Source organism: uncultured Thiohalocapsa sp. (assembly GCF_913063425.1).
Lineage (GTDB): Bacteria > Pseudomonadota > Gammaproteobacteria > Chromatiales > Chromatiaceae > Thiohalocapsa.
This window is the reverse complement of sequence record NZ_CAJXYK010000052.1, coordinates 15,119-40,011: the sequence shown is the minus strand read 5'-3', so window position 1 is coordinate 40,011 and position 24,893 is coordinate 15,119. Positions and strand designations below refer to the sequence as shown.

The window sequence follows — 24,893 nt, the reverse complement described above, 5'->3', positions numbered from 1 at the left end:
ACCGGAGAGCCGTGTGCGGGAGAACCGCACGCACGGTTCGGAGGGAGGGGAGGCGCACGCCTTCCCTACCCCTATCCGGGCAGGCGGACTGGAAGGCGGCGGCCGCGGGGCGCGCCTGGGGGCGCCGAGTTTCACTCGGCGGGCAGCCGGACGGCGCGGTGCAGGCGGGTGCCGGCGAGGGCGGCCGGCTGGCGGTGGCGGGAGCGGGGTGCCGCAGCGCGGCATGCGCCGACTGGAAGTCGGCGGCCCCAGACAGGCCGACTGGAAGTCGGCGGCCCCAGGCGGCCGACTGGGCGTCGGCGGCCGCGGGCTCGCTGCTTCGGTGGTGGTGAGCTAGTCCGCACCGGGGGCAGGGGTGTCGGTGCGGATGTGCGCGGCGACGGCGGCGAGGAGTGCCTGCGGGTCCACGGGCTTGCTGAGCAGGGCGGCGCCGCCCGCCGCCTGGCACAGTGCCCGGGCGTCCGCGTCGGCGCTGCCGGTGACGAAGATGACGGGGACATCGGCGAGACCCGGCTGTGCCTTGATGCGTCGGCACACGTCGGGCCCGTCCAGGTCGGGCATCATGATGTCCAGCAGGACGGCGTCCGGTCGCTCGCGCGCGGCGATCTCCACGGCCCGCTCGCCGCTGCGGGTGGCCCTGACGCGGTAGTGCGGGCGCAGGATGTTGTTCAACACGTGCAGGTTGGTGATGCTGTCGTCAGCAATCAGCACGATCTGTTGCTCTGCGGTCACTCCCCGCCCTCCGGTGCGTGCCCTTGTCTCAGCTCTGCGAGCGCTGTACGCGCGGCAGTGTAGTCGAACTCGTCGATACGCTGCCGGACGCGTTCTGCCACGGCGGCCTGCTGCGGCCTGCCCGCCAACGCCTTTGCGAGGTCCGCCGCGGCATCCGCAGCGTCCGTGTCGTCCGCGTCCAGGAGCCTGCGCAGGCGGGTGATCAGGTGGTCCAGGCTTGCGCACGGCTCCGCCTCACCGGCGTTTCCCAGGCGCTCGATGGGATCCCGCAGCGCCTCAAGCTCCGCGGCGGCGGCGGCGAACTCGAATCCCTCCACCCGCCGCCGCAGGGTGGCGATGCGCCGGCCCAGGTCGCTGTCCGCGCCGACGGCTTCGGCCAGGGCCGCCGCCGTCGCCAGTGCCTCGGCATCGCCGTCGCCGAGCAGGGCCAAGAGCCGTGCTGCCAGGTCGCGGCACCGGGCCGCGCTCGCCGCATCCAGGGCCGGCAGCTCGCAACAGGGCAGGGGCTCAGTCGGTGCCGGCGGTGCCAATCGATCCAGGGTCGCCGCCAGCTGCACCACCTGCGCCTCGATGGACGCCGCCAGCGGCGCCAGCTCGTCCGCGGGCGCAGCGTTGCGGCAGCTGGCCTCCAGCTCGCCGGCTTGCGCGGCAATCTCCATCAGGCCGAGGTTCCCGGCGACGCCCTTCAGCGTGTGTGCGAGGCGCAGCCGGGCGTCCGGGCGGGGCTCGTTCCCGGCGGCGCTGAAGCTCGCGGCGAAGCCTTGGTACTCGTCACAGAATCGCCGCAGCATGGTGCGCCGCAGCGGGGATTGCTGTCCTGACGCGGGCGCCCCGGCCGCATCCGGGTCGGCTTCCGCGCGCATCGCGTCGTCGCCAGCCGATCCGGCCGCCCCCGGTGTCCGGGGCTGTACCCATTGTGCGAGCTTCGCGAACAGTTGATGGACGTCCACGGGCTTGCTGAGGTGGTCGTTCATGCCGGCTTCCAGTGCACGCCGGCGCTCCGCCGCCCCGGTATTGGCCGTCATGGCGATGATGGGCAGGTCCGCGTGCTCTGAGCGGGCGCGGATGTGCCCGGTGGCGGCGTAGCCGTCGAGCTCCGGCATGTGGATGTCCATCAGCACCGCGTCATAGCGGTGGGCCTGAACCATCTCCACCGCCTCGCGTCCATTTTTCGCCACGTCCACGAACAGACCGGATGCCGTGAGGATCTCCACCGCAAGGTCGCGGTTGATGGCATGGTCCTCGGCGAGCAGCACCCGGGCATTGTGCAGGCGCTCCAGGTCTTTTGGGTCGCCGAGGCGCCGGCGGGGTGCTGCGGGCGCCGCTGCTGTGCGCTCCGGTGGCGGCAGCATGGCCTCGTACACCGCCGAGGCGCTGACGGGCTTGGCAAGGCAGGCGGCGAGCTCAAGGTCATCGGCGCGATCACCCAGATCCTCCTCGCCGTAGGCGGTCACCATCACCACCCGCGGCTTGGGCTTGAGCGTCGCATCCGCAGCGATGGCACGGGCCACCGCGATACCGTCCTGCCCCGGCATGCGCCAGTCCAGGAAGACCAGGCCGAAGGGATCGCCTTCAGCGCAGGCCGTGCGCAGGGCTTCCAGCGCCGCGTTGCCGTCGCTTGCGGCGTCCGTGCGTGGCCCGAAGGACTCCACCAGCATCACCAGGATGCCGCGTGCGGTGGCGTTGTCATCGACCACCAGCACGCGCGCATCCTGCGGCATGGTGGGTTGGGTGGGCGTGGCCTTGTGCTGGCGAGTGAACCGGGCACTGCAGTGGAAGGTGCTGCCAACACCGGGCTCGCTGTCCACCCAGAGCCGTCCACCCATCATCTCCGTCAGGCGCTTGCAGATGGCGAGCCCGAGCCCGGTGCCCCCGAACCGGCGCGATCTGGAGCTGTCGGCCTGGTGGAAGGGCTCGAACAGATCGAGGCGCTCATCCTCCGAGAGCCCGATACCCGTGTCGCTTACGGAAAAGCGCAGCATCAGGTGCTCGGTGCTGTGCTCGGCTGCACGCACGCGCAGCACGACTTCGCCCCGGTCGGTGAACTTGACGGCGTTGCTGGCGAGGTTGATGAGCACCTGCGACAGGCGCATCGGATCACCCACCAGGGCGGTCGGCAGGTCCGGCGGGCTCTCCAGCAGCAGCTCCAGCCCTTTGTGCGCGGCCCGTGGCCCGATGGTCTTGACCACCGTCTGCAGGACTTCCTCCAGGCGGAAGGGGACGGCCTCGAGCCTCAGCTTGCCGGCTTCGATGCGGGAGAAGTCCAGGATGTCGTTGATGATCGCGAGCAGCTCGTTTGCGGACTGATGGGCGCGGTCCACATAGTCCCGCGGTCGCGGCGGCAGCTCGGCGCCGAGGGCGAGGTGGGTCATGCCGATGATGGCGTTGATCGGCGTGCGGATCTCGTGGCTGACGCTCGCCAGAAAGGCGGACTTGGCGCGGCTTGCCTCCCGCGCCAGATCGCGGGCGTTGCGCAGCTCTGCCTCGTGCTGCTTGCGCTCGGTGACGTCGTGGGAGATGCCGCACAGCCCGTAGAGCTGACCCTGCGCGTCCAGGAGCGGGAATTTGTAGGTCTCCAGGACGATTTTGTCGTCACCCAGTCGGCGTACCTCTTCGAACTGCCGCGGCTCGCCCTGGTCGAGCACGACCTCGTCCTCCCGCGCCATGCCTGCCGCCACCTCGGGAGCGAACAGCAGCTCGTCGCTGCGGCCGAGCACGTCGGCCTCCGAGCGACGGGCGAGCTCGCACCAGCGGTCGTTGACGAGCGTGTAGCGCCCGCGCCTGTCTTTGACGTGGATCAGGGTCGGGGAGTTGTCGAGGATGGCCTTCAGCGCTTCGCGGGAGCAGTGCGGCGCCTCCGTGTGCTCCCGCACCCGGCTCCGGAGCCGGTTCGGACCCTGCACGGTCTCCGCTTCCGCCCGGACCGCGCTCTCTGACACGCTGAGGCCGGCGCGTCGGCTCGCCTCGCGCTCGAGCTGCAGGATGCGCTGTTCCTGCTCCGCCGCCAGGCGCCGCAGTCGCTCGGCCTCGGCCCGGCTTGCGTGGAGCTGCTGCTCGCGGGCCCGCAGCCGTGCCTCCAGGTGCTGCTGCCGGTCCCGGAGTGCCTGCCGGTGCCGCTGCGCCGTCTGCCAGAGTGAGCCGCCTACGCCCGCGAGCGCGAGGGCGAGCAGCGCAACCGCCACCAGCGTGGGCAGGCCGGTGTCCGCGGCCGCCGATGCCGCCACCGCGGTGTGGGGGGCTGTGGCCAGAGACAACGCGGTCGCCGTGGCCTGGAAGGTGGCCTTCCCTGGCCGATGGCGCGGGCGCAAGGCCTCAGTGCGCGCCTGCTTCCTCGGTGATGATGAGCTCGGGGTAGAAGGTCTTGTCCGGCTCCTTGGCGGCCAGCTCCCGGGCCTTGGCCTCCGCCTCGCCGTAGGTCATCTCGCCGTCGAGATGGCCCTTCTCGAACTTCGCCTTGCTGCGCCAGCCGACCCGGTAGCCGGGGTCGTCGGCACGCTTCCAGAGCGGATCACCCTTGGTCTTGAGCACCGTTGCCATGGGTTGCTTCCTCGTCGGTTCATCGTGGGGACATGGTGGGTGGCCGCGGGTGCCGCGGTGGCCCCGTGGCCGGTTCGCGCCGTGCGCCATGCACGGCGCCGAAGCCGATTATGGGGGAGCTGCCGCGCCCAGGCTCAGACACAGCCCGTGGGCTTGGGCAGGCCGCCCCATTTGCAGATGAGCTTCATCGGGCCCTTCTTGAAGATGCCGTAGAGCTCTTTGGTGCTCACGCCCTGCTTCTTGGCGAAGATGCGGATGGGCGGCACTACACCGTCATTGTCGTACATGGCACGGGCTTCGCGGATGAATTGCATCACTTGGTCGGTCATTTCGAACTCGTCCTCCTGGGCGAGCTCACAGGCCAGGTCTTCGTTCCAGTCGTCGCGGTTGACGAGGAAGCCCTCGCCGTCCACGGGCACGCTGACTGCCATTGCGGTACCTCTCGCGGCTGTGGTTGGTGGGCGCGCCGCTGCGCTGCCCTTGTGCATGTCCCCAGCCTCAATAGGGTTGCGGCAGCGGGATTCTACCCCTCTCACATCAGGGCTAAGCGCGTCGGCGCCTGTTGGCTGCCCTGCGGCGCTCAGCCCCGCCCGGCACGCATGGCGGCGAGCACGCCGTCCCAGAAGCGAATGCGGGCACAGATGGCCTCTTCGGCCGCGGTGGCGGCCTCTTCCAGGCGTTTGGTGTCGTCACCGCACAGGTGGTCCAGCAGCCGCAGCGACAGGGGGCCGTGGAAGTCCTCATCCAGGTGCACGTGGCGGTTCAGGTAGTAGTGGAAGATGGGCGCCTGCTCGGCGCCGACGCCGGCGCTGGTGAGCAGGCGGCGGAACATGTCGGGGATGATCCGCTCACGCCCCACCGCCAGTGCTGCGGCAGCGGCATGCGGCTTGTCGTCGCGGATGAAGCAGAAGGTGGTCTCGGAGAAGTAGCGCGCCGGCACGGGGGTGGCTTCGGCATAGAGGGCGGCGTCGAGGCCGTCCTGCCGCACCCGGTCCAGGAAGCGCAGCGGGGCGTCGGCGTCGGCGCCGATCTCTGCCATGGCCTTCAGGTAGAGCTGATAATGGCTGCTGTACTCGGTGCCCGCCGGCGTCTCCATCGCGTCGGATTCTTCTTCCAGCACCAGCTGATTGATGAAGTAGGCCACCGCGGGCTCGGCGGGCGGCGACCAGGGCGTGGTGGTGGGGGCGACCGTGCGCTGCAGGTACTTGATCAGCGACATGAAGTCCCAGACCGCATAGACGTGGTGGGACATGAACACGCGCAGGTCTGCGAGGTCCTTGACCTCCGCGTAGACCGGATGCGCATTCAGCTCGCGTTGCAGGTCTTCGATGGGGGCGAGGTCCGGGGTGGCCATGCTGCTGTCCTCGTGTTGCGGTGATCGGCTCCGGGGCTTCTTGGGACGGGCGCCCCGGCCGCCGACGGTGGGGTCGGTGCCGCGCAGCCTGTGCTGTCCGGGCGGCGGGCCGCTCGCCATCTTGCGCGGTGCGCCGGTGTCAGTTCAAGCGGAACACGATGGGCACCCGCACCGTCCAGTGTCGCCGGCCGATGCCAGGCGGAATGGGGTCGAAGCGCGCGAGCTGGCGCACCGTCTGCGCGGCGGCGTCGTCCAGGCTCGCGGCGCCGGCGCTGCGGCTCACGCGGATGCCGCTGAAGGCACCGTCCGCGGCGATGGTGAACTGCACCCGGGCGGTGCCCTCCAGGCCGCGGCGGCGCGCCACGGGCGGATAGTGACGCTCGCGCGACAAGGCCCGGCGCAGGGCCGCGAGGTAGCGGAGCTCGGCCTGGCCGCGCTCCGCGGCCTCGCTGCCGCCGTCGGCATCGGTGGCGGTGCTGGTGTCGCGGTCGTCGGCGCCGCCACGGCGGGACGTCTGCAAGCGACCTGTCGAGCGGCTCCCGTCGGCGGGCGCGGATGCTTGTCGGCGTTTCGGTGCTGGTGTCGGCCGCGTTGGCTCGGCTGCGCTGCGGCGGCGCTCGGCGGCGATCTCGGCGTCCAGAGCCGCGAGCCCCGAGAGTCGTCTGCCGGCGGTGTCCGATGCGGGTGCAGCGCCGCGCTCGGCGGCCCGTGCCCGGCGGGCCGCTGCGATCTCCGCGTCCAGCGCGGCGAGCCCGGAGAGGTTGCGGGCAGGCGCTTCGGCTTCCTCGTGATGCGCCGTGTCGGTTGTGCGCCGGCTTGTCTGTGCTGCGTCGGTGCTCCCGCCTGCAAGCGACGCCGCCGAAGGGTTCCGGTCTGCCGCCGGGGCCGGCTTGGCCGGCGCCATGGTAAAGCCGGCGTCCGAGGTCGGCGCCGCTTCGGTCTTCGTCGCCGGCGCTGGCTGAGGCTTGGGGACTGGAGGCCGCGCCAGCTGCTCGGCGAGGGCGTCTGCCCTCGGCGTGGGCGCGACGGGGGGCTGTGCCGGCTCGATGGATGCAGCCCGGGGCGGTGCCGACGGCGTGTGGTCCGTGGGCGCTGGCGCCTCCGTGCTGTGCGCAGGCGCAACGTCACTTGCGGTGACCGGCGACTCGGGCAGGGCTGCCGGCGCCTGAGGCTCTGCAATCTCCGCTGGCTGTGAGTGCCGCGCCTCAATCGCCGCCGATGCTGCCGATGTTCGGGCGTCATCAGCGTCGGCGCTGGTCTGCGATGGCGCCTGAGATGCGGTGGCCCGGGTTGCCGTGTCGTTGCGTGCCGACGCTTGCGCCCGCGTGTCGGTGGCGGGCGCAGCCGCTTCTCCCGGCGCGGCGAGATGGAGCACCTGCAACGACGTCGCGACCTGCGGCACCCCCGCCGCCGGTGGCCATGGCAGCCAGCGCGCGGCGAGCAGTACGCCGGTGTGGATCAGTACGGAGACGGCTGCCGCCACCGCCCAGGCGCGGGGCTGCCGACCGGCGCGCCCTGTGCCGAGCTCGAGCAGGTGGTCACCGGGCGCGCGCACTCCGGGGCTCGCGCCTTGGCCCCGGGAGCGCAGGGTCGCGTGGGCCGCGGTCGGCGCGGGTCCAGTGTCGATGGTACTGCGTCGCCTCCGTTCGCCGTAGGCGTCGGGGCTTGGCTCGGGCGCGTTCACGGTGGACTGCCTGACGGTGCCGCCGGCCTGGCATGGGAGGCCGGCGGGCGGGATGACTGGTGCTGGACCGGCCGGCGAGCGCCTTGGGAGGACGCGCACGGGGGTCCGCAGCGGGCGAGGTGTCGGCGGGTATCTTACCGCCATGCGCGGCCCGACGCAGGCGCGGGTGGCGTCGGCGGGCGCATGGACCTTTGGGGTGCGGATGCGAGGGGCGCTCGCATCCGCAGAGTGCATGATTGCAGACGCGTCAGCGCTGTCGGGACCGGCCAGGTCTCGCTGCAACCCCGGCAAACGTGGTGCGCCGTAGCCGTAGGTCGGGTCAGCGACAGCGCAACCCGATAATCAACGTGTTACGCGAGCGGCGCAAAGCCGGTCCGGGCTCCGGCGCTGCGGCTCGAACAGGTGCAACGCGTGGGCTGAACCCGGCATGCGGCGTGCTTGGCCCCGGCGGGTGTGCGGCTGTCGCGTTGCGGAACCGGCGCGGGGCGCGTGTATATTACGGCCCGCCGGACGATCACCGAGGCCGACGCAGGGCCTGCACCGACCGGCACCATCGCGCTGCTTCGGCCGCGGTGCGGCGGTCGCACGCAACGCAGTCATCATCGTTGTCATCAAGGGGGCACGGCGTGGAACAGATTTCCGAAGCCATTGGATTCGTCAACGGGCTCGTTTGGGGGCCGCCGATGCTGGTGCTGATCCTCGGCACCGGCCTGTACCTCACCGCCGGTCTCGGCGTGCTGCCGCTGCGCAAGCTCGGCTTCGGGTTCCGCATGCTCTGGGCGGGCCGCAAGGAGCTCGGACAAGGGGACATCACGCCCTTCAATGCGCTGATGACGTCGCTGTCCGCCACCATCGGCACCGGCAATATCGCCGGTGTCGGCACGGCCATCGCCATCGGCGGACCCGGGGCGCTGTTCTGGATGTGGATCACGGCGCTGGTGGGCATGGCCACCAAGTATGCCGAGGCGGTGCTCGCCGTGCGTTACCGCGAGGTGGACGAGAACAACAATCACGTCGGCGGGCCCATGTACTACATCCGCAACGGGCTCGGCAACAACTGGGCCTGGCTGGCCACGGCGTTCGCGATCTTCGGCATGCTGGCGGGCTTCGGCATCGGTAACGCCGTGCAGGCCAACTCCGTGGCCGACGCCATGGAAAGCAAGTTCTCGGTGCCCTTCTACATCACGGGCGCCGTGATGATGACCCTGGTGGGGCTGGTGCTGATCGGCGGCATCCGCTGGATCGCCAAGGTCGCGGGCAAGCTCGTGCCCCTCATGGCGACGGCCTACCTGCTGGCGGGTCTGGTGGTGCTGGGGCTCAACATCGGCGAGGTGCCGGCGGCCTTCATGACCATCGTGCAGGATGCCTTCACGCCGACGGCCCAGGTGGGCGGCTTCGCCGGTGCCGGTGTCATGCTGGCCATCCAGATGGGCGTTGCCCGCGGCATCTTCTCCAACGAGGCGGGGCTCGGCAGCGCACCCATCGCACACGCCGCCGCAGAGACCGACAGCCCGGTGCGTCAGGGCACCGTGGCCATGCTCGGCACCTTCATCGATACCATCATCATCTGCACCATCACGGGGCTCGTCATCGTCATCTCCGGCGCCTGGCAGTCCGGCGAGACGGGCGCGGCGCTGTCGGCGGCGGCCTTCGGTAACGAGCTGCCCGGTGCCGGTGCCTACGTCGTGACGCTGGGGCTCGCGCTGTTCGCATTTACCACCATCCTCGGCTGGAGCGTCTACGGCGAGCGCTGTGCCGAATACCTGTTCGGCGTGCGCGCCATCATTCCGTTCCGGATTCTTTGGGTGTTGGTGCTGCCCATGGGGGCGCTGTCCGGGCTGGACCTGGTCTGGACCATCGCGGACACCCTGAACGCCATGATGGCGATTCCCAACCTGGTGGCGCTGCTGCTGCTGAGCCCGGTGGTGTTCAAGATCTCCCGCGACTTCTTCGCAGCGCAGGCGGCGCTGAAGCAAGCGGGGTAGAGCGCCGCCGCAGGCTTCGGGGTCCGGCGACGGCCCCGCCCGCCAGGCGCGGCGCGTGCGCCGCGCCTTTGATGGAGTTAGGGTAACCGTCCCCGTAACTTGTATCGCCGTTGCTTGTCGCGTTACCGCTGTCGGGTTAGGGTAACCGTCCCCATAATCCGCCTGGTCGATGCGGCGTTAGGCGCTTGCCTTGGAGCCGCCCATGCATTGGGGGGAGTCGGGGGCCTGGCCGCCGCCTTTCTCGAACCACTCGTCCGGGGTCCAGGCGTGAATGGCCAGGGCGTGCATGCCGTCGTCGAGCTCCGGCTTCAGCAGGGCGTTGACGCGGCGATGGCGGCCGATGCGCTTCTCGCCGCTGAAGGCGTCGCTCACCACCAGCACCTTGAAATGGGACTCGGCGCCTTCGGGGACGTTGTGCATGTGGCTCTCGTCCGTGACCTCCAGGTGCATCGGGCTCAGGGTTTCGGACAGGGCTTGCTCGATTCGGGCTTTTCTGGTCATTGGGAAGCTCTTCGGCGTTTTGGCTGACTGCTTGTGTGCCGTCAGATGTGTGGCTGACCGGGCGGCGTCAAGCTCCGGAGTACGCAGCACGAAGTACGGGGTGCGAGGGGCGACCTACCGTATTCCGTACTTCCCGCCTCGCACTTCTCCCTTCTCCCTTCCCCTTTCGAGCCCAATGTTTCGCCGCAGACCACCTAATGCTCCGGAGCCGCCCATGAACTTGCCCATCCAGTTCCCCTGCGTGTGCTGCGGCCATCTGGTGCACGACCAGGTGCCGGGCTCCCACCAGGTCTGCCCCATCTGCGGCTGGGAGGACGACCTCTCGCAGTTGCGCTTTCCGGAGATGCCGGGGAGCGCCAACACCGTGAGCCTCGCCGATGCCCAGCGCAACTACCAGGCGTACGGTGCCTCCGAGCGGCGTAACCGCGGCCAGACCCGCGCACCCGTGGACGGCGAGCCGCGTGAGCCGGAATGGCGCCCGCTGGACCCGGCGCATGACAACATCGAGCACCCGCAGCGCGGCACGCCCTACGCCGACTCCTATCCCTGGCCGGATACCACGGTGCTCTACTACTGGCGCAGCAGCTACTGGCGACGCCTCTCCAGCTGACACGCGCGCGGCGCACTGCGCGGCTGTGCCTGCCCGCGCGTGCGAGCGCCCGGTGCATCGGCTTCGATCCTCACGCCTATCCTGAGCCGCTCGCCCGGTCCGTCCGTGGTCGGCGATCCTCCCTGCGCCTGTCGGCAGCCGAAGCCGGGAACCGAGTCCGCGGCCGCCGCCGTGCTTGCTGCGACTGCGAAAAACCAATAGCTAGGATTTAGCTGATTGGCTTCTCAAATATTGCTGCGGACCTTAAGGTTTGGCACCAAGACCGAGCACCTCGGTCAAGAAACGCCCGCTGCTGGGGCAGTCCCCCGCGCAGCAGGGTCCGTCCGCCACCGCGGACCCCAAGGCATGCCAAGATCCTGAGGATACAACCATGCAGAACACGCCTTCCCGTCAGGACCAGATCCGCACCCTGGAGCAGGACTGGGCCGAGAATCCCCGCTGGACCGATGTGCAGCGCGCCTACACCGCCGCCGACGTTGTCCGCCTGCGCGGCTCCGTGCAGCCGGAGCACACCTACGCCCGCCGCGGCGCCGAGAAGCTGTGGGAGCTGATCCACGGCAGCGCCAGGAAGGGCTATGTCAACTGCATGGGCGCCATCACCGGCGGCCAGGCCATGCAGCAGGCCAAGGCCGGCGTCGAGGCCATCTACCTGTCCGGCTGGCAGGTGGCCGCGGACGGCAACACCTCCGAGACCATGTATCCGGACCAGTCGCTGTATGCCTACGACTCGGTGCCCACCATGGTCCGGCGCATCAATAACGCCTTCAAGCGTGCCGACGAGATCCAGTGGTCGAAGGAGATCGGCCCCGGCGACGACGGCTACGTGGACTACTTCCTGCCCATCGTCGCGGACGCCGAGGCGGGCTTCGGCGGTGTGCTGAACGCCTTCGAGCTCATGAAGAACATGATCGCCGCGGGCGCCGCCGGCGTGCATTTCGAGGATCAGCTCGCGGCCGTCAAGAAGTGCGGCCACATGGGCGGCAAGGTGCTGGTGCCCTCGGCCGAGGCGGTGCAGAAGCTGGTGGCCGCGCGGCTGGCATCGGACGTCATGGGCGTGCCCACCCTGGTGCTGGCGCGCACCGACGCCGAGGCGGCCAATCTGCTCACATCGGATGTGGATGACAACGACCGCCCCTTCCTCACCGGCGAGCGCACCGCCGAGGGCTTCTACCGGGTCAAGAACGGCCTGGAGCAGGCCATCAGCCGGGGTCTGGCCTATGCGCCCTTTGCGGACCTGGTGTGGTGCGAGACGGCCACGCCGGACCTGGGCTTCGCCCGGGAATTCGCGCAGGCGGTGCTGGAGAAGAACCCGAACAAGCTCCTCGCCTACAATTGCTCGCCGTCCTTCAACTGGAAGAAGAACCTGGACGACCGGACCATCGCCAAGTTCCAGGACGAGCTCGCGGACATGGGCTACAAGTACCAGTTCATCACCCTCGCCGGCATCCACAGCATGTGGTTCAACATGTTCGACCTCGCCTATGACTATGCCCGCGGCGAGGGCATGAAGCACTACGTGGAAAAGGTCCAGCAGCCGGAGTTCGAGGCGCGCGACAAGGGCTACACCTTCGTCAGCCACCAGCAGGAAGTGGGCGCCGGCTATTTCGACGACGTCACCACCACCATCCAGGGCGGGCTGTCGTCGGTGACGGCACTGACCGGCTCGACGGAAGAGGCGCAGTTCTAAGCGCCGCCCCGGCCGACAGCCACGGGACACGGATGTCTCGCGCCCGGGCTGCCCACAGGGCCCGGGCGCCCGCTGCAACACCCTCGCTGCACCAGCCCCGCCGCACCAGCCCAGCCGCGCCAATTTGGCGCGGCCATGCACCGGCTTGGCGCTGGAGGGTCCGCAGCCGGCGCCGGCTACCCGGCACGGTTTTCGTCCGACCATCCGTCCGTCCGTCCGTCCGGGTGAGTCTTACTCTGATCGGTAGGTCAGTGCTTCCACCACTCGACTGAACCCTATCCGCCCGACTTCTTGACGCACACCAAAGTGGTCTCATTTTTGCTATGTCTCATTCCAACGACTCCGGGATTTCCCGCGGTGACGAGGCGCCAGCGCTGGACCGCACCGCCGCAGACGAGACCATGACCACGCCTTCCACTGCCGATCTCTACGACCGCTTCGACGACGAGCTGCGCGTCTGTGCCCCCCTGTTCCGCGACTTCGGCGGGCGCACCGCCTTCGCGGGCACCGCCGTCACCGTCAAGTGCTTCGAGGACAACTCCCGCATCAAGGAGACCCTGGCGGAGCCCGGCCACGGCCGGGTGCTGGTGGCCGACTGCGGCGGCTCCCTGCGCTGCGCCATGCTCGGCGACCTGATTGCCGAATCCGCCGTGGCGCAGGGCTGGGCGGGGGTCATCATCGACGGCTGCGTGCGGGACGTGATGCGCCTGGCCCAGCTCGACCTCGGCATCAAGGCCATCGCGCCCACACCGCGCAAGAGCACCCGGCGCGGCGAGGGTCAGCGCGACCTGCCGGTGCAGATCGGCGGCGTGACGGTGAATCCGGGGGACAGCGTGGTCTGTGACCGCGACGGCATCCTGGTGGCCCCGCCCGCGCTGCTGCCGGAGCTGATCGTCGGCCCCGGCGCCGACTTCATGCCGGAATCCGTCGATACCCAGCGCTGAGCCTGAGCGTTCATCCGGCACGCACTGCGCAATGCCGAACGGGATGCATGATGCAAACGCCATCGCCTGATCCGCTGCGCCGCCTGCGGCTCTGCATGCCGAGCGGCAGTCCGCTGTCGTCGTCGCTGGTGGACCGGGGGCTCACCGCGCGCGGCTCGTTCGTCGAGGCTGTGCCCCCACCGCGCGACGCCCGCACCGACGGCGCCGGCAGCGAGAGCGACGCCGGCAACCGACAACTGCCTGAGGCGCGGCGCAGATAGATGGCCTGGATCGAGGCCAAGCAGCTCGCCGAGGCCATCCTCGACGGCTTCGACCGCCATTACCGGCTGTTCCGGGCCATCACCGCGGACGCCAGGCTGCATTTCGAGCAGGCCGACTGGGTCGGCGCCCAGCGCTGTGCCCGCGAGCGCATCGACTTCTACGACTGTCGTGTCGGCGAGACCGTCGCCGTGCTGCGCCGGGAGTTTCATCTGCGCAGCGCCGAGGACAACCTGTGGCGGCGGGTGAAAGTGGAATACTCCCGGCTCCTGCCGCAGCACCGCCAGCCGGAGCTCGCCGAGACCTTCTACAATTCCGTGTTCTGCCGGCTCTTCGACCGGCGCTATTACAACAACGCCTACATCTTCGTCTGGCCCATGCTCTCCACCGAGCATCTGGAGGCGGAGGTACCCATCTTCCGGCCCTACTACCCGGACCGGCACGGCTTCGCCACCGTCATCTCCGACGTGCTGCGGGACATGGACTTTGCACGGCCGTTCCGTGACCGCCGCCGCGATGTGCGCAACCTCATGGACGCCATTCGTGAGCGCTTTCCGCCGAACCGGGCGCGGCAGCAGAACTTCCAGATCGCCGTGCTCTCCACACCCTTCTTCCGCAACAAGGCGGCCTACATCATCGGCAAGGCCATCAACGGCGCGCAGCAGATTCCCTTTGCCGTGCCGGTGCTGAACGACGAGCAGGGCGGGCTCTACGTGGATGCGCTGCTGACGGGGGCCGACGATCTGGCCAATGTGTTCAGCTTCTCGCGCGCCTACTTCATGGTGGACACCGAGGTGCCGGCAGCCGTCGTGGATTTTCTGCGCCCGCTGATGCCGCACAAGTCCAAGGCCGAGCTGTACACGGCCATCGGGCTGCAGAAGTTCGGCAAGGCCGAGTTCTATCGCGACTTCCTCAAGCACCTGCGCTATTCGACGGACCAGTTCGTGGTGGCCCCGGGCATCCGCGGCATGGTCATGTGCGTGTTCACGCTGCCGTCCTTTCCCTTCGTGTTCAAGGTCATCAAGGACCGCTTCCCGCCGCCGAAGGAGATGACCCGCGAGCAGGTGATGGCCAAGTACCGGCTGGTGAAGCTGCACGACCGGGTGGGGCGCATGGCGGATTCCTGGGAGTATTCCCACGTCGCCTTCCCGCGGGAGCGCTTCTCGGACGAGCTCATCACCATGCTGCGGGAGGCCTGCGCCGGCAGCATCACGGTGGAAGGCGACCAGGTGATCCTAAAGCACCTGTACATCGAGCGGCGCATGTCGCCGCTGAACCTCTATCTGGCGAGCGCCGATGCCGACGAGGTCGTCCATGCCGCGCAGGAGTACGGCGATGCCATCAAGCAGCTCGCGGCGGCCAACATCTTCCCGGGGGATTTTCTGTTCAAGAACTTCGGCGTCACCCGCCAGGGCCGGGTGGTGTTCTACGACTACGACGAGCTCTGCTACCTGACGGAATGCAACTTCCGCGATATTCCAGAGCCGCCGTTTCCGGAGATGGAGCTCGCGGAGGAGCCCTGGTACACGGCCGGGCCCGCGGATGTCTTCCCCGAAGAGTTCGCCACCTTCCTGCTCACGGACCCGCGCTTTCGCAAGGCGTTCAACGCCTGCCATGCCGAGGTCTTCGACCCGGCCTGGTGGCGGGCGCGACAGGCGGCGATCGGCGACGGGTGCATGGAAGACGTCTTCCCGTACCCCACCGGCAGGCGCTTCGAGGCGCCGCAGGCGGTGGCGGACAGCCCCGGCGGATGATGCTCCGGGCGCGCCTGCCTGGGCCTTCCGGGGCGTTGGAAGCGATGCGGGAGCGGTGCCGTTGTCGGGCAAAGACCTGCCCGCGTCCGTGCCGCGTTGGCGCTCGCGCTCACTCGCAGGGCAGGTCGAGGGCGATCAGGCCTTCTTCCAGATGATCGGACACCATGGGGTGGGCGAGGACGTACTCGGCGGCCCGGATGCTGTAGTCCCCCAGGGCCTCGTCCACGGCCTCCTCCCATTCCTCGGCGGTGTAATCGCCGCGGCCCAGCCACATCAGCGCCACCAGCTCGGCGCGCTGGCGCTCCGAGAAGTCGTGGACGATGCTGCGGAACTCGCCGACGTTGTAATCGTCACCGTGGTCGGCGAGCATCTGGAGGGCCCAGTCCTCGGATGAGCTGTTGCCTTCCTGCGGGATGCAGACTTCTTCCTTGGCCTGGAACTCCCGGGCCAGAGCGATGAGACTGCAGATTGTTTCGTGCCGGATGTGCATGCGCACGGTTGCCTCCTCAGGAGCTGTTATGGTCCGCGACGCGGTAACCCGTACCTGCGCCGGCGTGCCGGTGGTCTCTGCGGAGAAGCGCCGAGACCCAGCGGCCCTCACCGTGCGGGCGGCATGGCCCGCAGCGTCCGGCGACGGGGGCCGATCGGAGCCCCCGGGGAAGCGACGCAGGCCCTGTGCTCCAGCAGCCTGGTGACCGGGTGGCCCGGTCGCGTGCACTTCCCCAACCGTCTTCGGCCCGTCTTCGTCCCACCTTGGGTCCACCTTGGGTCAGGCCCGGCCGGGTGGCGGCATCCCTTCGGGGCACCGGCGATGTCACCCCTCAGCGCCGGAGTCTACTACGGTGTCGGGGCGCGGGCGGCTGACGGAGAACAAGGGAAGTGCCGACGACGATGGGCCGGCGGTCTTCAGTCCGCCATTGTCAAATGATCGCCCGGTCCCAGGTTTTCGCAGCGCTGCACTAGTCGCCTGGCCGGTGCGTCGCCGCCGGCCCCGGAATGCTCGCCGCCTGCGGTTGTCTCACGCCCAATCCCTGCTGCGTTTCCATCACCTGTCCAGCCGCCCGCCTCACCACATGACCCGCTCAGTCGCCGACACCAGCCCGCACGCCGACGAAGTGCTCTTCCTTCCCCTCGGCGGCACCGGCGAGATCGGCATGAATCTGAACCTCTACGGGCACGACGGGCATTGGCTCATTGTGGACATCGGCATCACCTTCGGCGGCGATGCCTTCCCGGACTACGATGTCCTGATGGCGGACCCGGCCTTCATCGCGAGCCGCCGCCAGCGCCTCGCCGGCATCGTGCTCACCCACGCCCACGAGGACCACGTGGGCGCCGTCGCCTACCTCTGGAAGCGGCTCAAGTGTCCGGTCTATGCAACGCCCTTCACCGCCGCCATCGCCCGCTTCAAGCTCGCCCGCGCCGGCCTCGACGCTGTGCCTGTGCACGAGCTGCCGCTCGGCGCCCGCTTCGAGGTGGGTCCCTTCGGCGTCGAGTACATCGGCATGACCCACAGCATCCCCGAGCCCAACGCCGTGCTCATCAGCACGCCCGCCGGGGCGGTCTTCCACACCGGCGACTGGAAGCTGGACGACGGGCCGGTGATCGGCGAGCGCTACGATGCCATGCGCTTGCGGGGGCTGCGCCGGGAGCCGGTGCTCGCCATGGTCTGCGACTCCACCAACGCCGTGGTGGCGGGCAGCACGGGGTCGGAGAGCGGGCTCTTCGCGCCGCTTCAGGACATCGTCGCCGCTGCCGCCGGGCGCGTGGTGGTGACCTCCTTTGCGAGCAATGTTGCGCGGCTGGTGACGCTCGCGCGGGTGGCCGAGGCCACGGGCCGGCGCTTCGGCGTCATCGGCCAGGCCATGGAGCGCATGGTGGCCGTGGCCCGCGCAACCCGCCATTGGCCAGCGGACCTGCCGGCGCTGGTGGATGCCCGCCACCTCGGCTATCTGCCGCGGGAAGAGGTCCTCGCCGCCTGCACCGGCAGCCAGGGCGAGCCGCGCTCGGCGCTCGCGCGCATGGCCGCGGACAGCCACCGCGACATCCTGCTGGACCCGGGCGACACCGTGGTCTTCTCCTCCAAGCTCATCCCGGGCAACGAGCGGCCGGTGGCGGCGGTGCAGCAGCGCCTGCGCGCCTTGGGGGTGGAGCTGGTGACGGATGCCGATGCCCATGTCCATGTCTCCGGCCACCCGGCGGCGGACGACCTGCGCCGGCTGTATGATTGGGTGCAGCCGCCGGCGGTGGTACCCACCCACGGCACCCCGCGCCATCTGCGCGCCAACGCAGACATCGCCCGAGCATGTCATGTGCCGCGGGTGGCCGTCATCGGCAACGGCGACCTGTGCCGGCTCGGCGCCGATGGTCCGTGGGTGCTGGGGCAGGTGCCCACGGGCCGGTTGACCCTGGACGCGGACGGCCGCCTCGCGCCGGTGCCGCCGGGCGTGCTCGCCGAGATGCGCGCCGCGGTGTCATGAGCGCTTTGTCCTGATCGAGCCTTGGGCGCGTCACCCCGGCGGCGACCCTGGCGCCGCAGCGGGCGCTTGATTCCCGGTGTCGGCGCCGCCAACCCACCGTGCTGGCCCGAGGAGCCGCCCGGCCGGACGCACTCCCGTCATGGAGGCCCCAGATGTTGCGAGCCCAGATGTTGCGAGCCCAGATGTTTCGAGCCCAGATGTTTCGAGCCCTGCTGTTGCAAGTCACCCCCCAAGCCGCCCTGCGGCTGCTCAGCGCCGCACTGCTCGCCATGGCGGTGCTCGCCTGCGCCACGGCGCCCGAGACCGGCCGCCAGCAGTTCATGATGATCGACCCGGCGCAGGAGGCGCGGATGGGCCTTCAGGCCTTCGATCAGCTGAAGCAGAACAAGCCCTATGTCACCAGCGGCAAGGACGCGGAGCTGGTGCGCCGGGTCGGCCGGCGCATCGCCCGCGTGGCGCCGGTGGAGCACGCCAAGTGGGAGTTCGTGCTGTTCAAGGACGACAGCCCCAACGCCTTCGCGCTGCCGGGGGGCAAGGTCGGCGTCAACACCGGCATCCTGGAGATCACGCAGGACGAGGCGGGGCTCGCGACGGTGATCGGTCACGAGGTGGCCCATGTGGTGGCCCGCCACGGCGCCGAGCGCGCCTCCCAGACCATGGGCCTGCAGATCCTGGGCGCCCTCGCTGACGTGGCACTGGCGCAAAACGCCCCGGGCGCCCGTCAGGGCGTGATGCAGGCCTACGGACTCGGCGCCCAGGTGGGCGTGCTGCTGCCCTACTCGCGGGTGCACGAGCTGGAGGCGGACGAGCTCGGCATGCTCTACATGGCCCGCGCCGGCTATGACCCGAAAGCCGCCATCGCCTTCTGGCAGCGCTTTCAGGCCTACAACCGCAAGCAGGGCGGGGGCAAGCCGCCCGAGTTCCTGAGCACCCACCCGCTGGACGACCGGCGCATCGCCCAGCTGCGCGCATTGCTGCCGCGGGCGGCGGCCGAGTACGCCCGGGCGGCGCGGGGCTGAGGTGCGCGCCGCGGTGCCGGCCTGGGCCGCGCGGCTGATGCGTCGGCTGCTCGCACGGGCGCTGCCCTGGCTTGTGGTGGCGCTCATCGCCCTCGGCGCCTGGCGCCTGTGGCCGGGGGGTGAGACCACCGCACCCGGCCTGCTGGACCCGGCCGCGCTCGCCGCCGCGCTGCCGGCGGCGGCCGATGCCGGCTTCGCCAGCCTGGACACCGCCGCCGAGTGGACGCCTGACTTGCCGCGGGATCTGGGGCCGCACCCCGCCTCCCGCACCGAGCTCTGGGACCTCACCGGCCAGCTGCGCGACAGCACCGGTCGCCGCCACGGCCTGCGCCTCACGCTGGTGCGGCTGGGGCTGCGCGGGCCGGCGGCGGTGGATGCGCGGCGCTCGGGGCTGGCCGCCAAGGCCCTGCTGCTCGGCCGTCTGAGCCTGGTGCCGGAGGGCAGGGAGCCGATCCGTGCCGAGCGCGCGAGCCGCACGGCCGCCGGGCTCGCGGGCGCCACCGCGGAGCCGTCGACGGTGTGGCTTCAGGACTGGCGGCTCGCGCTGGGCGATGCGGGGGCAGAGGACGGGCGGCTCACTGTCACACTGGACGACATCCGCCTGGACCTCCGCCTGGGGGCGCAGAAGGCCCCGGTGACGCCGGCAACGGCGCTGCTGGACGGCGGCGCGGGGCGTGGCGCAGCCGGCGATGATGCGCCAGCCCTACGCTGGCTCGCCGCGCCCAGACTCGATGTGTCGGGGCTGCTCGTCGTCGAAGGCGCCGAGACCCGGGTCACCGGCAGCGCCTGGCTGGACCACCTCTGGGGCGACGCCGCGGCCAATGCGTCCGGGCTCGCCGGCACCCGTGGGCAGCTGGCCGTGAATCGCTTCCTGCTGCAGCTCGACGACGGCAGCGAGCTGCTCTGCATCCATCTGCGCCGCCGCGCCGGCGGCGGCACGCCGGTGCCCACCTGTCTGGTGATTGCGCCGGACGGGGACACGCAAGTGTTGCGCCGCCGCGCCCTGACCCTCGCCGCCGGCGAGGCCAGCTGGCGCAGCGCGGAGGGCCACGCAAGCTATCCCATTCACTGGCAGCTCACCGCGCCGGACCTGGACCTGCGGCTTGATATCCGCGCCCTGCACCCGGACCAGGAGCTGGTGCTCGGCGAGCGGCTCTGGAGCGGTGCCGTCGCCATCGACGGCGAGCAGCGCGGCCGGCCCATCGCCGGTGGCGGCCGCATGGACCTGAGCGGATATGCCGCCACCGACGGCTGAGGCACGCCGACTTCAGTCGGCCTACCCGGGGCCGCCGACTTCCAGTCGGCTCGCCTGGGGTCGCCGACTTCCAGTCGGCCCACGCTGCGGTAGGGTACTGTGCGCCGGCTGGCGGCAACGGGCAGCGCTCGCCGGCACCCGCCTGCGTCGCGCTGCCCGGGCTTGCTGCCGAGTGAAACTCGGCGCCCCCAGGCGTGCCCCTGGGGCCGCCGACTTCCAGTCGGCTCGCCCGGGGCCGCGGACTTCCAGTCGGCCCACGCCGCGGTAGGGTACTGCGCGCCGGCTGGCGGCAACGCGCAGCGCTCGCCGGCACCCGCCTGCGTCGCACTGCCCGGGCTTGCTGCCGAGTGAAACTCGGCGGCCCCAGGCGTGCCTCCAGGCGCGCTCTCGGCACCGCTGCCTGCCGGCGGCCGAAGCGCTGACTCCGTCCGGCCCGCAGGTCGAGTCGTCGCCCATTGTTCATGCGCCTTCGCTATCGTAGGCACCCCGACGCGGCGCATGCGCCCTGCGCCTTGCCTGGCACGCCCGGACACGCCCTCGCGACGGCCGGCGGATTTTTTCACAACCGCTGAGCACAGGTGCAGCACCGACAGCCGGCGCAGCGGACCCCGGATTGGAACCTGTCTGGCACGGCACCTGTCTGCACCGGATGACGACCGGCGGCGACGCCGTCCCGAACAGCCCGAAGCGCCACTCGGGCGCCCCGGCACCCCAACGCATGACCCGAGCTCACAGCCCATGCCGACAACGACCCCCGAACGCCGCCCCTTGCGCCGCACCGCCGCGTCTGCGCCGTGGCTCGCCGCCGGAATGCTCGCGCTGCTGCTCGGCGGCTGCGGCGAGCAACCCCCGGAGGTCATCATCGCCGAGCCCGGCGAGATCCCGCCCGCAAAGCAGCGCCCGGGCGACCCCGAGGCCGGCCGTCACGCCCTGCTGAACCGCGCCGTGGTCACCTGCGGGCTGCCCTACAGCGCCTATGCCGCCAGCACCGGCGTGCCGGCACCGGCGTACGATCTGCCCGGCCGGGAGGGCCGCAATGCCGAGCTGCCCTATCAGCTCACCGCCCACACCGCCGACAGCGGCGTGGAGCTGGTCACCAGCAACTGCCTCGGCTGCCATGCGGCGCCGCTGAACGGCGAGCTGGTGATCGGCCTCGGCAACGAGTTTCTGGACTTCACCGGCGACCCGGTGATGGCCGTGGAGGCCGCCGGCGCCTATGTTGAAGGCGAGGCCGAGGCCGCCGAGTGGCAGACCTGGGCGGACCGGCTCGCCGCCATCGCCCCCTGGTCCATGACCGACACCGTCGGCGCCAATCCGGCCCAGGCCATCACCCTGGCGCTGATGGCCCACCGCGACCCTGAGACCCTCGCCTGGTCCGACGCGCCCCTGATGGACCTGCCGGACAGCGACGTCCTGCCCGTCAGCGTCCCACCCTGGTGGAACGTGAACAAGAAGCACGCCATGTTCTACAACGGCCAGGGGCGCGGGGACCATGTGGGCACCATGATCCTGGCCTCCACCACCTGCACCGACAGCGTCGAGGAAGCCCGCAAGATCGACCGCTGGTTCACCGATGTCGCCGCCTACCTCGCCACCCTGGAGCCGCCCGCCTACCCCTGGCCCATCGACCAGGCCCTGGCCGACGACGGCGAGCGCGTGTTCAACCGCGAGTGCAAGGAGTGTCACGGCCGTTACGGCCGCGGCGAGCACTATCCCAACAAGCTGGTCGCCCTGGATGAGGTCGGCACCGACCCGCTCATGGCGGAGCTTGCCGTGGATGGTGCCGAAGACTACATCCGCTGGTTCGAGCGCTCCTTCTACGGCCGTCACTCGGACGCCGTGCCCGGCCGCGGCTATGTCGCCCCGCCGCTGGACGGCGTCTGGGCCACCGCGCCCTACCTGCACAACGGCAGCGTGCCCACCATCGCCGCCCTGCTGAACACGGGCGAAAGGCCCACCTACTGGCGCCACGACGGCGCCGAGCCGGACTACGACCAGGCGGCCCTCGGCTGGCACTACCAAGCGCTGGAGCAAGGCCGCGAGCAGCTCGCGAGCCTGGAAGAGCAGAAATGGGTCTACGACACCACCCGACCGGGCTATGGCAACCAGGGGCACGACTTCGGCGACGAGCTGACCGGGCCCGAGCGCACGGCGGTGCTTGAATACCTGAAGACGCTCTGAGCCCCGATGCTTCGGCCGAGCGACGCCCGGGCGGGTCGGCCGGCGACAGCCGAGCAAGGATCACAGCCGGCGCGGAGCCGGTTGGAACGGCCAAGCACGCGCGATGCGCACAAGAGAGGACCCTGCGAGCGTTTTGCGGGTACGCCATGGCTTCCCTGCAGCCGCCGCGCGACCGAACATGCACCCATCACCCATCACCCATCACTCATCCCAGGCAACCGTCACAGGAGCCGCAAATGCGCAAACAAGCCACAACCGTCGTCCTGCTCGCGAGTCTCGCCCTTGGCCTGCCGGCGAGCGCCGGCGAGGGCGAGCATGGCGAAGACCATGAGTCCCCCTTCGCGGGCATGCACCTCCTGCTGCTGATGCACAACATGCAGTACTACACCCACAAGCTCGGCCTCGCCGTCGACGCCAACAACCCGACACTGGAGGGCTTCTACATCCACGAGGTGGAGGAGGTCATCGAAACGGTCAGCAAGATCGACGAGTACGAGGGCATCCCCATCGCCGAGAACCTGAAGAAGACCCTGATGCCCGCCTTCGAGCAGTTGGAGGCCGCCATCGACGGCGGCGAGCGCGACGCCATCCACGCCGCCTACAACGAGCTGATCGTCGGCTGCAACAACTGCCATGCCGCCTCCGAGCACGGCTACATCCACATCCGCCGCAACCACACCAACCCCTATCCGCAGGACTTCTCCCCCCACGACTGACCCGTGTGGGAGCGGCGTCCCCGCCGCGACGGGCCGTGCTGAGCGAAGCAGTCGCCGCCAGATGCCGCTCCCACAGCGGGCCAACAATACCGCCGCGCGTTGCTAAACTTGAGATAGGAAGCCCGGCCAAATCTCTCACCAAGGGCTTGTCAAGAATGCCCAGCCGCGCTACCATAGGCGGCTCAGTTGCGGGGTGGAGCAGTCAGGCAGCTCGTCGGGCTCATAACCCGAAGGTCGTAGGTTCAAATCCTGCCCCCGCTACCAAATCAAACAAGGGCTTGCGAGTGATCTCGCAAGCCCTTTTCGCTTTCCGGGGCCGCTTTGTAAGCGCTGGTGTAAGCAAATTTGCTCAACACCACTGTCCAGATGTCCCGCGGGCAGCGGGATGGAGCTTCTTCAAGCTGAAGGCCAAGCGGCCCGGCGCGTACCTGTGTTCAGGCGTGGCCGGTTGAAATGCGTCCCAATGCGCGCTCCAGTTGCGCAAGCATTTCCTCGGTGGTCAGGTCGTCCTTCTTCTTGTGCAACGCGTCCGCAACCCGCGCCGCGGCGTCGTAGGCGCTCCGACGCAGGGTCTTCGGGGCGTCCACATAGCCGTCGTCGCCGATGCGAGGCAGCCTGACGGGGAAGAGCTCCTGATCCAGCGCCCGGGCGAGGTTGCGCTGGATCGGGCGGACCCTGATCGGCCCGCGCGCTTCATGTGCCGCTTCCATGTTGGCGAGCTCCGCCCAAAACCCTGCGGCGCCACTGCCGGTGGCCTGCCGACCGCTCATGACCCGTTGACCTGGTGTATGGAATTGGCGCCCTCGGACACCACGGGGAAGGCGGCGGTGATGTCCCAGCCGGTTTCGATCAGGGCCTTGGTCAGATTTTCTGCAATAAAGCTGAAGCGGGCGGCGCCATATTGCGAACATCTGCAATTTGGCCCTCCAGGGAAAGGGCAGTGCTGCATCCGCTCCGGGAGCGGATCATCCTTCATGCGTCTGCCGTGTCCTCGTCGGTTGTGCCAGCCCAAGCCAGTACGCCGTATGGCTCGGCGAGGTGCATGATGCTCTCCAGCGACGCACCGCCCGAGACGCGGGTGGTCTTGTATACACGCTTGAGATCCGGTGCGAAGATTCCGCGTGGGCGCTCTGCGCCATCGCGGCGGCTTCATCCGGCGTCACGTCCTCCCCGCGAACCTCGGTCAGGGTGCGGGCCAGCTCCTCGGTCTGGCTCGCAAAGGCATCGGTCCGGCTGGCGAGCGTCAGCACCACGGCGATGCCGGCATGGGTGCGGGCATAGCCGTTGAGCGCCATCAGGAATGCAGAGAGCTGGCCGGACCCTTGCGGATACGCGGCGGCGAGCCAGGCCGCATGCTGCGCCAGCTCGTCGAGCAGCAGCACCCAACGGCCCTCGAAGATGCGATCCAGAAGGAGGCCGAGCGGCGGATCCGCGACAAGCTCGCCGATGGGCCCGTGGTGGTGTGAAACGACCCGGACGACTACCCTGATGCAGATCGAACAGCCTGTTTGATCTGCATCCTGCTGCCATGCGTACCACCCTCAACATCGACGACGACCTGCTGGAGCAGGCCCGCAGCCTCTCTGGGGTGCAGGAGAAGACGGCCCTGATCCGCGAAGGGCTCAAGGCCCTCATCGAGCGTGAGAGCGCGCGTCGGCTCGCGGCCCTCGGCGGCACCCAGCCGCAGCTGGAGCCTGTGCCCCGGCGGCAATCCCAGCCCGACCCGTGATCTCCGTGCCCTGACCCTGCCACCATGGTCCTGGTGGATACCTCCGTGTGGATCGACCACCTGCGCGCCGGCGGGCCCCGCTTCGCCGCGCTGTTGGAACAGACCGGCGTGGTCATGCACCCGATGGTGTTGGGCGAGCTCGCCTGCGGCAATGTCAAGCATCGTGCGGCCATGCTGGGCCTGTGGCAGGGCCTGCCCCGGCTCGACGCGGCGACGCAAGCCGCCGCGCTGGACTTCCTGGAGCAGTATCGGCTTTGGGGCGGCGGACTCGGCTTCATCGACGTGCACCTGCTGGTGTCAGCCGCGCAGCGCGAGGGTACGACACTCTGGACACGCGACAAGCGCCTGCACCAGGCCGCGAGCGAGCTGCATCTCGCCTTTGCCGAGCCGGCCACTTGCGAACCGACCAAATCCGAGGATGACACTCCTGACTCGCCCGACCCATCCGACCATACCTAAACCCACCA

General features: G+C 69.8%; 24 protein-coding genes and 1 tRNA gene. 14 read left to right on the top strand and 11 right to left on the bottom strand.

Going from position 1 to position 24,893, the window contains the following annotated elements; all coding sequences use genetic code 11:
* Positions 1–333 precede the first annotated feature (333 nt).
* The 6 genes from QZ607_RS21625 to QZ607_RS21600 form a co-directional block, all read right to left on the bottom strand.
* On the bottom strand, positions 334–732 hold the full coding sequence (locus tag QZ607_RS21625) for a response regulator (protein ID WP_295887074.1): 399 nt from the start codon (positions 730–732) through the stop codon (positions 334–336).
* A complete protein-coding gene (locus QZ607_RS21620; RefSeq protein WP_295887071.1) occupies positions 729–3,986 on the bottom strand; it encodes a response regulator in 3,258 nt (1,085 codons plus the stop codon). Before QZ607_RS21620 ends, QZ607_RS21625 begins: the two co-directional genes overlap by 4 nt.
* A 58-nt stretch (positions 3,987–4,044) precedes the next feature.
* Positions 4,045–4,269, bottom strand: coding sequence for a hypothetical protein (locus QZ607_RS21615; protein WP_295887069.1), 225 nt, complete (start codon positions 4,267–4,269; stop codon positions 4,045–4,047).
* Positions 4,270–4,403: 134 nt separating this feature from the next.
* Complete coding sequence (locus QZ607_RS21610) at positions 4,404–4,700, bottom strand: TusE/DsrC/DsvC family sulfur relay protein (RefSeq protein ID WP_295887066.1); 297 nt, start codon at positions 4,698–4,700, stop codon at positions 4,404–4,406.
* A gap of 149 nt (positions 4,701–4,849) precedes the next feature.
* A complete protein-coding gene (locus tag QZ607_RS21605) occupies positions 4,850–5,623 on the bottom strand; it encodes a DUF3050 domain-containing protein (RefSeq protein WP_295887064.1) in 774 nt (257 codons plus the stop codon).
* Positions 5,624–5,762: 139 nt separating this feature from the next.
* Complete coding sequence (locus QZ607_RS21600) at positions 5,763–6,527, bottom strand: energy transducer TonB (RefSeq protein WP_295887061.1); 765 nt, start codon at positions 6,525–6,527, stop codon at positions 5,763–5,765.
* 1,406 nt (positions 6,528–7,933) lie between these two features.
* On the opposite strand from QZ607_RS21600, the gene QZ607_RS21595 reads away from it, so the two are divergent.
* Complete coding sequence (locus tag QZ607_RS21595; RefSeq protein ID WP_295887058.1) at positions 7,934–9,292, top strand: sodium:alanine symporter family protein; 1,359 nt, start codon at positions 7,934–7,936, stop codon at positions 9,290–9,292.
* A 177-nt stretch (positions 9,293–9,469) separates the two neighbouring features.
* Here the strand turns inward: QZ607_RS21595 and QZ607_RS21590 are convergent, their stop codons facing one another.
* Positions 9,470–9,793, bottom strand: coding sequence for a BolA family transcriptional regulator (locus tag QZ607_RS21590; protein WP_295887054.1), 324 nt, complete (start codon positions 9,791–9,793; stop codon positions 9,470–9,472).
* 214 nt (positions 9,794–10,007) lie between these two features.
* Here QZ607_RS21590 and QZ607_RS21585 point away from each other — a divergent pair, with 214 nt between their 5' ends.
* The 5 genes from QZ607_RS21585 to aceK all read left to right on the top strand — a co-directional run bounded on the left by QZ607_RS21585 (position 10,008) and on the right by aceK (position 15,046).
* The gene (locus QZ607_RS21585; protein WP_295887052.1) at positions 10,008–10,403 is read left to right on the top strand and encodes a CPCC family cysteine-rich protein; all 396 of its coding nucleotides are present in this window, start codon (positions 10,008–10,010) and stop codon (positions 10,401–10,403) included.
* 370 nt (positions 10,404–10,773) lie between these two features.
* Positions 10,774–12,090, top strand: coding sequence for an isocitrate lyase (gene aceA / locus QZ607_RS21580; RefSeq protein WP_295887049.1), 1,317 nt, complete (start codon positions 10,774–10,776; stop codon positions 12,088–12,090).
* 401 nt (positions 12,091–12,491) lie between these two features.
* Positions 12,492–13,034: a ribonuclease E activity regulator RraA gene (gene rraA, locus QZ607_RS21575; RefSeq protein ID WP_295887079.1), complete on the top strand. Its 543-nt coding sequence runs from the start codon at positions 12,492–12,494 to the stop codon at positions 13,032–13,034.
* 50 nt (positions 13,035–13,084) lie between these two features.
* Entirely contained in the window at positions 13,085–13,294 is a 210-nt protein-coding gene (locus tag QZ607_RS21570; protein ID WP_295887047.1) for a hypothetical protein, read from the top strand.
* A complete protein-coding gene (gene aceK / locus QZ607_RS21565) occupies positions 13,295–15,046 on the top strand; it encodes a bifunctional isocitrate dehydrogenase kinase/phosphatase (protein WP_295887044.1) in 1,752 nt (583 codons plus the stop codon).
* 109 nt (positions 15,047–15,155) lie between these two features.
* Here aceK and QZ607_RS21560 read toward each other — a convergent pair whose 3' ends face one another.
* Positions 15,156–15,536, bottom strand: a complete 381-nt coding sequence (locus QZ607_RS21560) for a DUF3775 domain-containing protein (RefSeq protein WP_295887076.1) — start codon at positions 15,534–15,536, stop codon at positions 15,156–15,158.
* 583 nt (positions 15,537–16,119) lie between these two features.
* Between QZ607_RS21560 and QZ607_RS21555 the strand changes: the two genes are divergently transcribed.
* The 6 genes from QZ607_RS21555 (at position 16,120) to QZ607_RS21530 (ending at position 22,961) form a co-directional block, all read left to right on the top strand.
* Entirely contained in the window at positions 16,120–17,526 is a 1,407-nt protein-coding gene (locus QZ607_RS21555; RefSeq protein ID WP_295887042.1) for a ribonuclease J, read from the top strand.
* A gap of 215 nt (positions 17,527–17,741) precedes the next feature.
* Positions 17,742–18,545: a M48 family metallopeptidase gene (locus tag QZ607_RS21550; RefSeq protein WP_295887041.1), complete on the top strand. Its 804-nt coding sequence runs from the start codon at positions 17,742–17,744 to the stop codon at positions 18,543–18,545.
* 13 nt (positions 18,546–18,558) lie between these two features.
* Positions 18,559–19,800, top strand: a complete 1,242-nt coding sequence (locus QZ607_RS21545) for a lipocalin-like domain-containing protein (RefSeq protein WP_295887038.1) — start codon at positions 18,559–18,561, stop codon at positions 19,798–19,800.
* A gap of 738 nt (positions 19,801–20,538) precedes the next feature.
* Positions 20,539–21,981: a hypothetical protein gene (locus tag QZ607_RS21540; protein WP_295887035.1), complete on the top strand. Its 1,443-nt coding sequence runs from the start codon at positions 20,539–20,541 to the stop codon at positions 21,979–21,981.
* A gap of 236 nt (positions 21,982–22,217) precedes the next feature.
* Entirely contained in the window at positions 22,218–22,697 is a 480-nt protein-coding gene (locus tag QZ607_RS21535) for a hypothetical protein (RefSeq protein WP_295887032.1), read from the top strand.
* Positions 22,698–22,884: 187 nt separating this feature from the next.
* A tRNA-Met gene (locus tag QZ607_RS21530) sits at positions 22,885–22,961 on the top strand.
* A gap of 170 nt (positions 22,962–23,131) precedes the next feature.
* Here QZ607_RS21530 and QZ607_RS21525 read toward each other — a convergent pair.
* Genes QZ607_RS21525 through QZ607_RS21515 form a run of 3 tightly spaced genes read right to left on the bottom strand, consistent with a single transcriptional unit; the run spans position 23,132 to position 24,079 of the window.
* Complete coding sequence (locus QZ607_RS21525) at positions 23,132–23,467, bottom strand: hypothetical protein (RefSeq protein WP_295887029.1); 336 nt, start codon at positions 23,465–23,467, stop codon at positions 23,132–23,134.
* Positions 23,464–23,673 carry a hypothetical protein gene (locus QZ607_RS21520; RefSeq protein ID WP_295887027.1) on the bottom strand — a complete coding sequence of 70 codons (210 nt, stop codon included), beginning with the start codon at positions 23,671–23,673 and terminating at the stop codon, positions 23,464–23,466. Before QZ607_RS21520 ends, QZ607_RS21525 begins: the two co-directional genes overlap by 4 nt.
* Positions 23,663–24,079: a hypothetical protein gene (locus QZ607_RS21515; protein ID WP_295887024.1), complete on the bottom strand. Its 417-nt coding sequence runs from the start codon at positions 24,077–24,079 to the stop codon at positions 23,663–23,665. Before QZ607_RS21515 ends, QZ607_RS21520 begins: the two co-directional genes overlap by 11 nt.
* A 146-nt stretch (positions 24,080–24,225) precedes the next feature.
* Between QZ607_RS21515 and QZ607_RS21510 the strand changes: the two genes are divergently transcribed.
* Positions 24,226–24,426 carry a type II toxin-antitoxin system VapB family antitoxin gene (locus QZ607_RS21510; RefSeq protein WP_200235122.1) on the top strand — a complete coding sequence of 67 codons (201 nt, stop codon included), beginning with the start codon at positions 24,226–24,228 and terminating at the stop codon, positions 24,424–24,426.
* A gap of 24 nt (positions 24,427–24,450) precedes the next feature.
* Positions 24,451–24,885 (top strand): type II toxin-antitoxin system VapC family toxin, encoded by a 435-nt coding sequence (locus QZ607_RS21505; RefSeq protein WP_295887020.1) that lies wholly within the window; start codon positions 24,451–24,453, stop codon positions 24,883–24,885.
* Positions 24,886–24,893: the final 8 nt, after the last annotated feature.

Excerpts from the sequence above, each read along its gene's own strand:
- QZ607_RS21615 (WP_295887069.1), bottom strand. The coding sequence starts at position 4,269 with ATGGCAACGGTGCTCAAGACCAAGGGTGATCCGCTCTGGAAGCGTGCC.
- QZ607_RS21610 (WP_295887066.1), bottom strand. The coding sequence starts at position 4,700 with ATGGCAGTCAGCGTGCCCGTGGACGGCGAGGGCTTCCTCGTCAACCGC.
- QZ607_RS21605 (WP_295887064.1), bottom strand. The coding sequence starts at position 5,623 with ATGGCCACCCCGGACCTCGCCCCCATCGAAGACCTGCAACGCGAGCTG.
- QZ607_RS21600 (WP_295887061.1), bottom strand. The coding sequence starts at position 6,527 with ATGGCGCCGGCCAAGCCGGCCCCGGCGGCAGACCGGAACCCTTCGGCG.
- QZ607_RS21590 (WP_295887054.1), bottom strand. The coding sequence starts at position 9,793 with ATGACCAGAAAAGCCCGAATCGAGCAAGCCCTGTCCGAAACCCTGAGC.
- QZ607_RS21585 (WP_295887052.1), top strand. The coding sequence starts at position 10,008 with ATGAACTTGCCCATCCAGTTCCCCTGCGTGTGCTGCGGCCATCTGGTG.
- aceA (WP_295887049.1), top strand. The coding sequence starts at position 10,774 with ATGCAGAACACGCCTTCCCGTCAGGACCAGATCCGCACCCTGGAGCAG.
- rraA (WP_295887079.1), top strand. The coding sequence starts at position 12,492 with ATGACCACGCCTTCCACTGCCGATCTCTACGACCGCTTCGACGACGAG.
- QZ607_RS21570 (WP_295887047.1), top strand. The coding sequence starts at position 13,085 with ATGCAAACGCCATCGCCTGATCCGCTGCGCCGCCTGCGGCTCTGCATG.
- aceK (WP_295887044.1), top strand. The coding sequence starts at position 13,295 with ATGGCCTGGATCGAGGCCAAGCAGCTCGCCGAGGCCATCCTCGACGGC.
- QZ607_RS21560 (WP_295887076.1), bottom strand. The coding sequence starts at position 15,536 with ATGCACATCCGGCACGAAACAATCTGCAGTCTCATCGCTCTGGCCCGG.
- QZ607_RS21555 (WP_295887042.1), top strand. The coding sequence starts at position 16,120 with ATGACCCGCTCAGTCGCCGACACCAGCCCGCACGCCGACGAAGTGCTC.
- QZ607_RS21540 (WP_295887035.1), top strand. The coding sequence starts at position 20,539 with ATGCCGACAACGACCCCCGAACGCCGCCCCTTGCGCCGCACCGCCGCG.
- QZ607_RS21535 (WP_295887032.1), top strand. The coding sequence starts at position 22,218 with ATGCGCAAACAAGCCACAACCGTCGTCCTGCTCGCGAGTCTCGCCCTT.
- QZ607_RS21525 (WP_295887029.1), bottom strand. The coding sequence starts at position 23,467 with ATGAGCGGTCGGCAGGCCACCGGCAGTGGCGCCGCAGGGTTTTGGGCG.
- QZ607_RS21520 (WP_295887027.1), bottom strand. The coding sequence starts at position 23,673 with ATGAAGGATGATCCGCTCCCGGAGCGGATGCAGCACTGCCCTTTCCCT.
- QZ607_RS21510 (WP_200235122.1), top strand. The coding sequence starts at position 24,226 with ATGCGTACCACCCTCAACATCGACGACGACCTGCTGGAGCAGGCCCGC.
- QZ607_RS21505 (WP_295887020.1), top strand. The coding sequence starts at position 24,451 with ATGGTCCTGGTGGATACCTCCGTGTGGATCGACCACCTGCGCGCCGGC.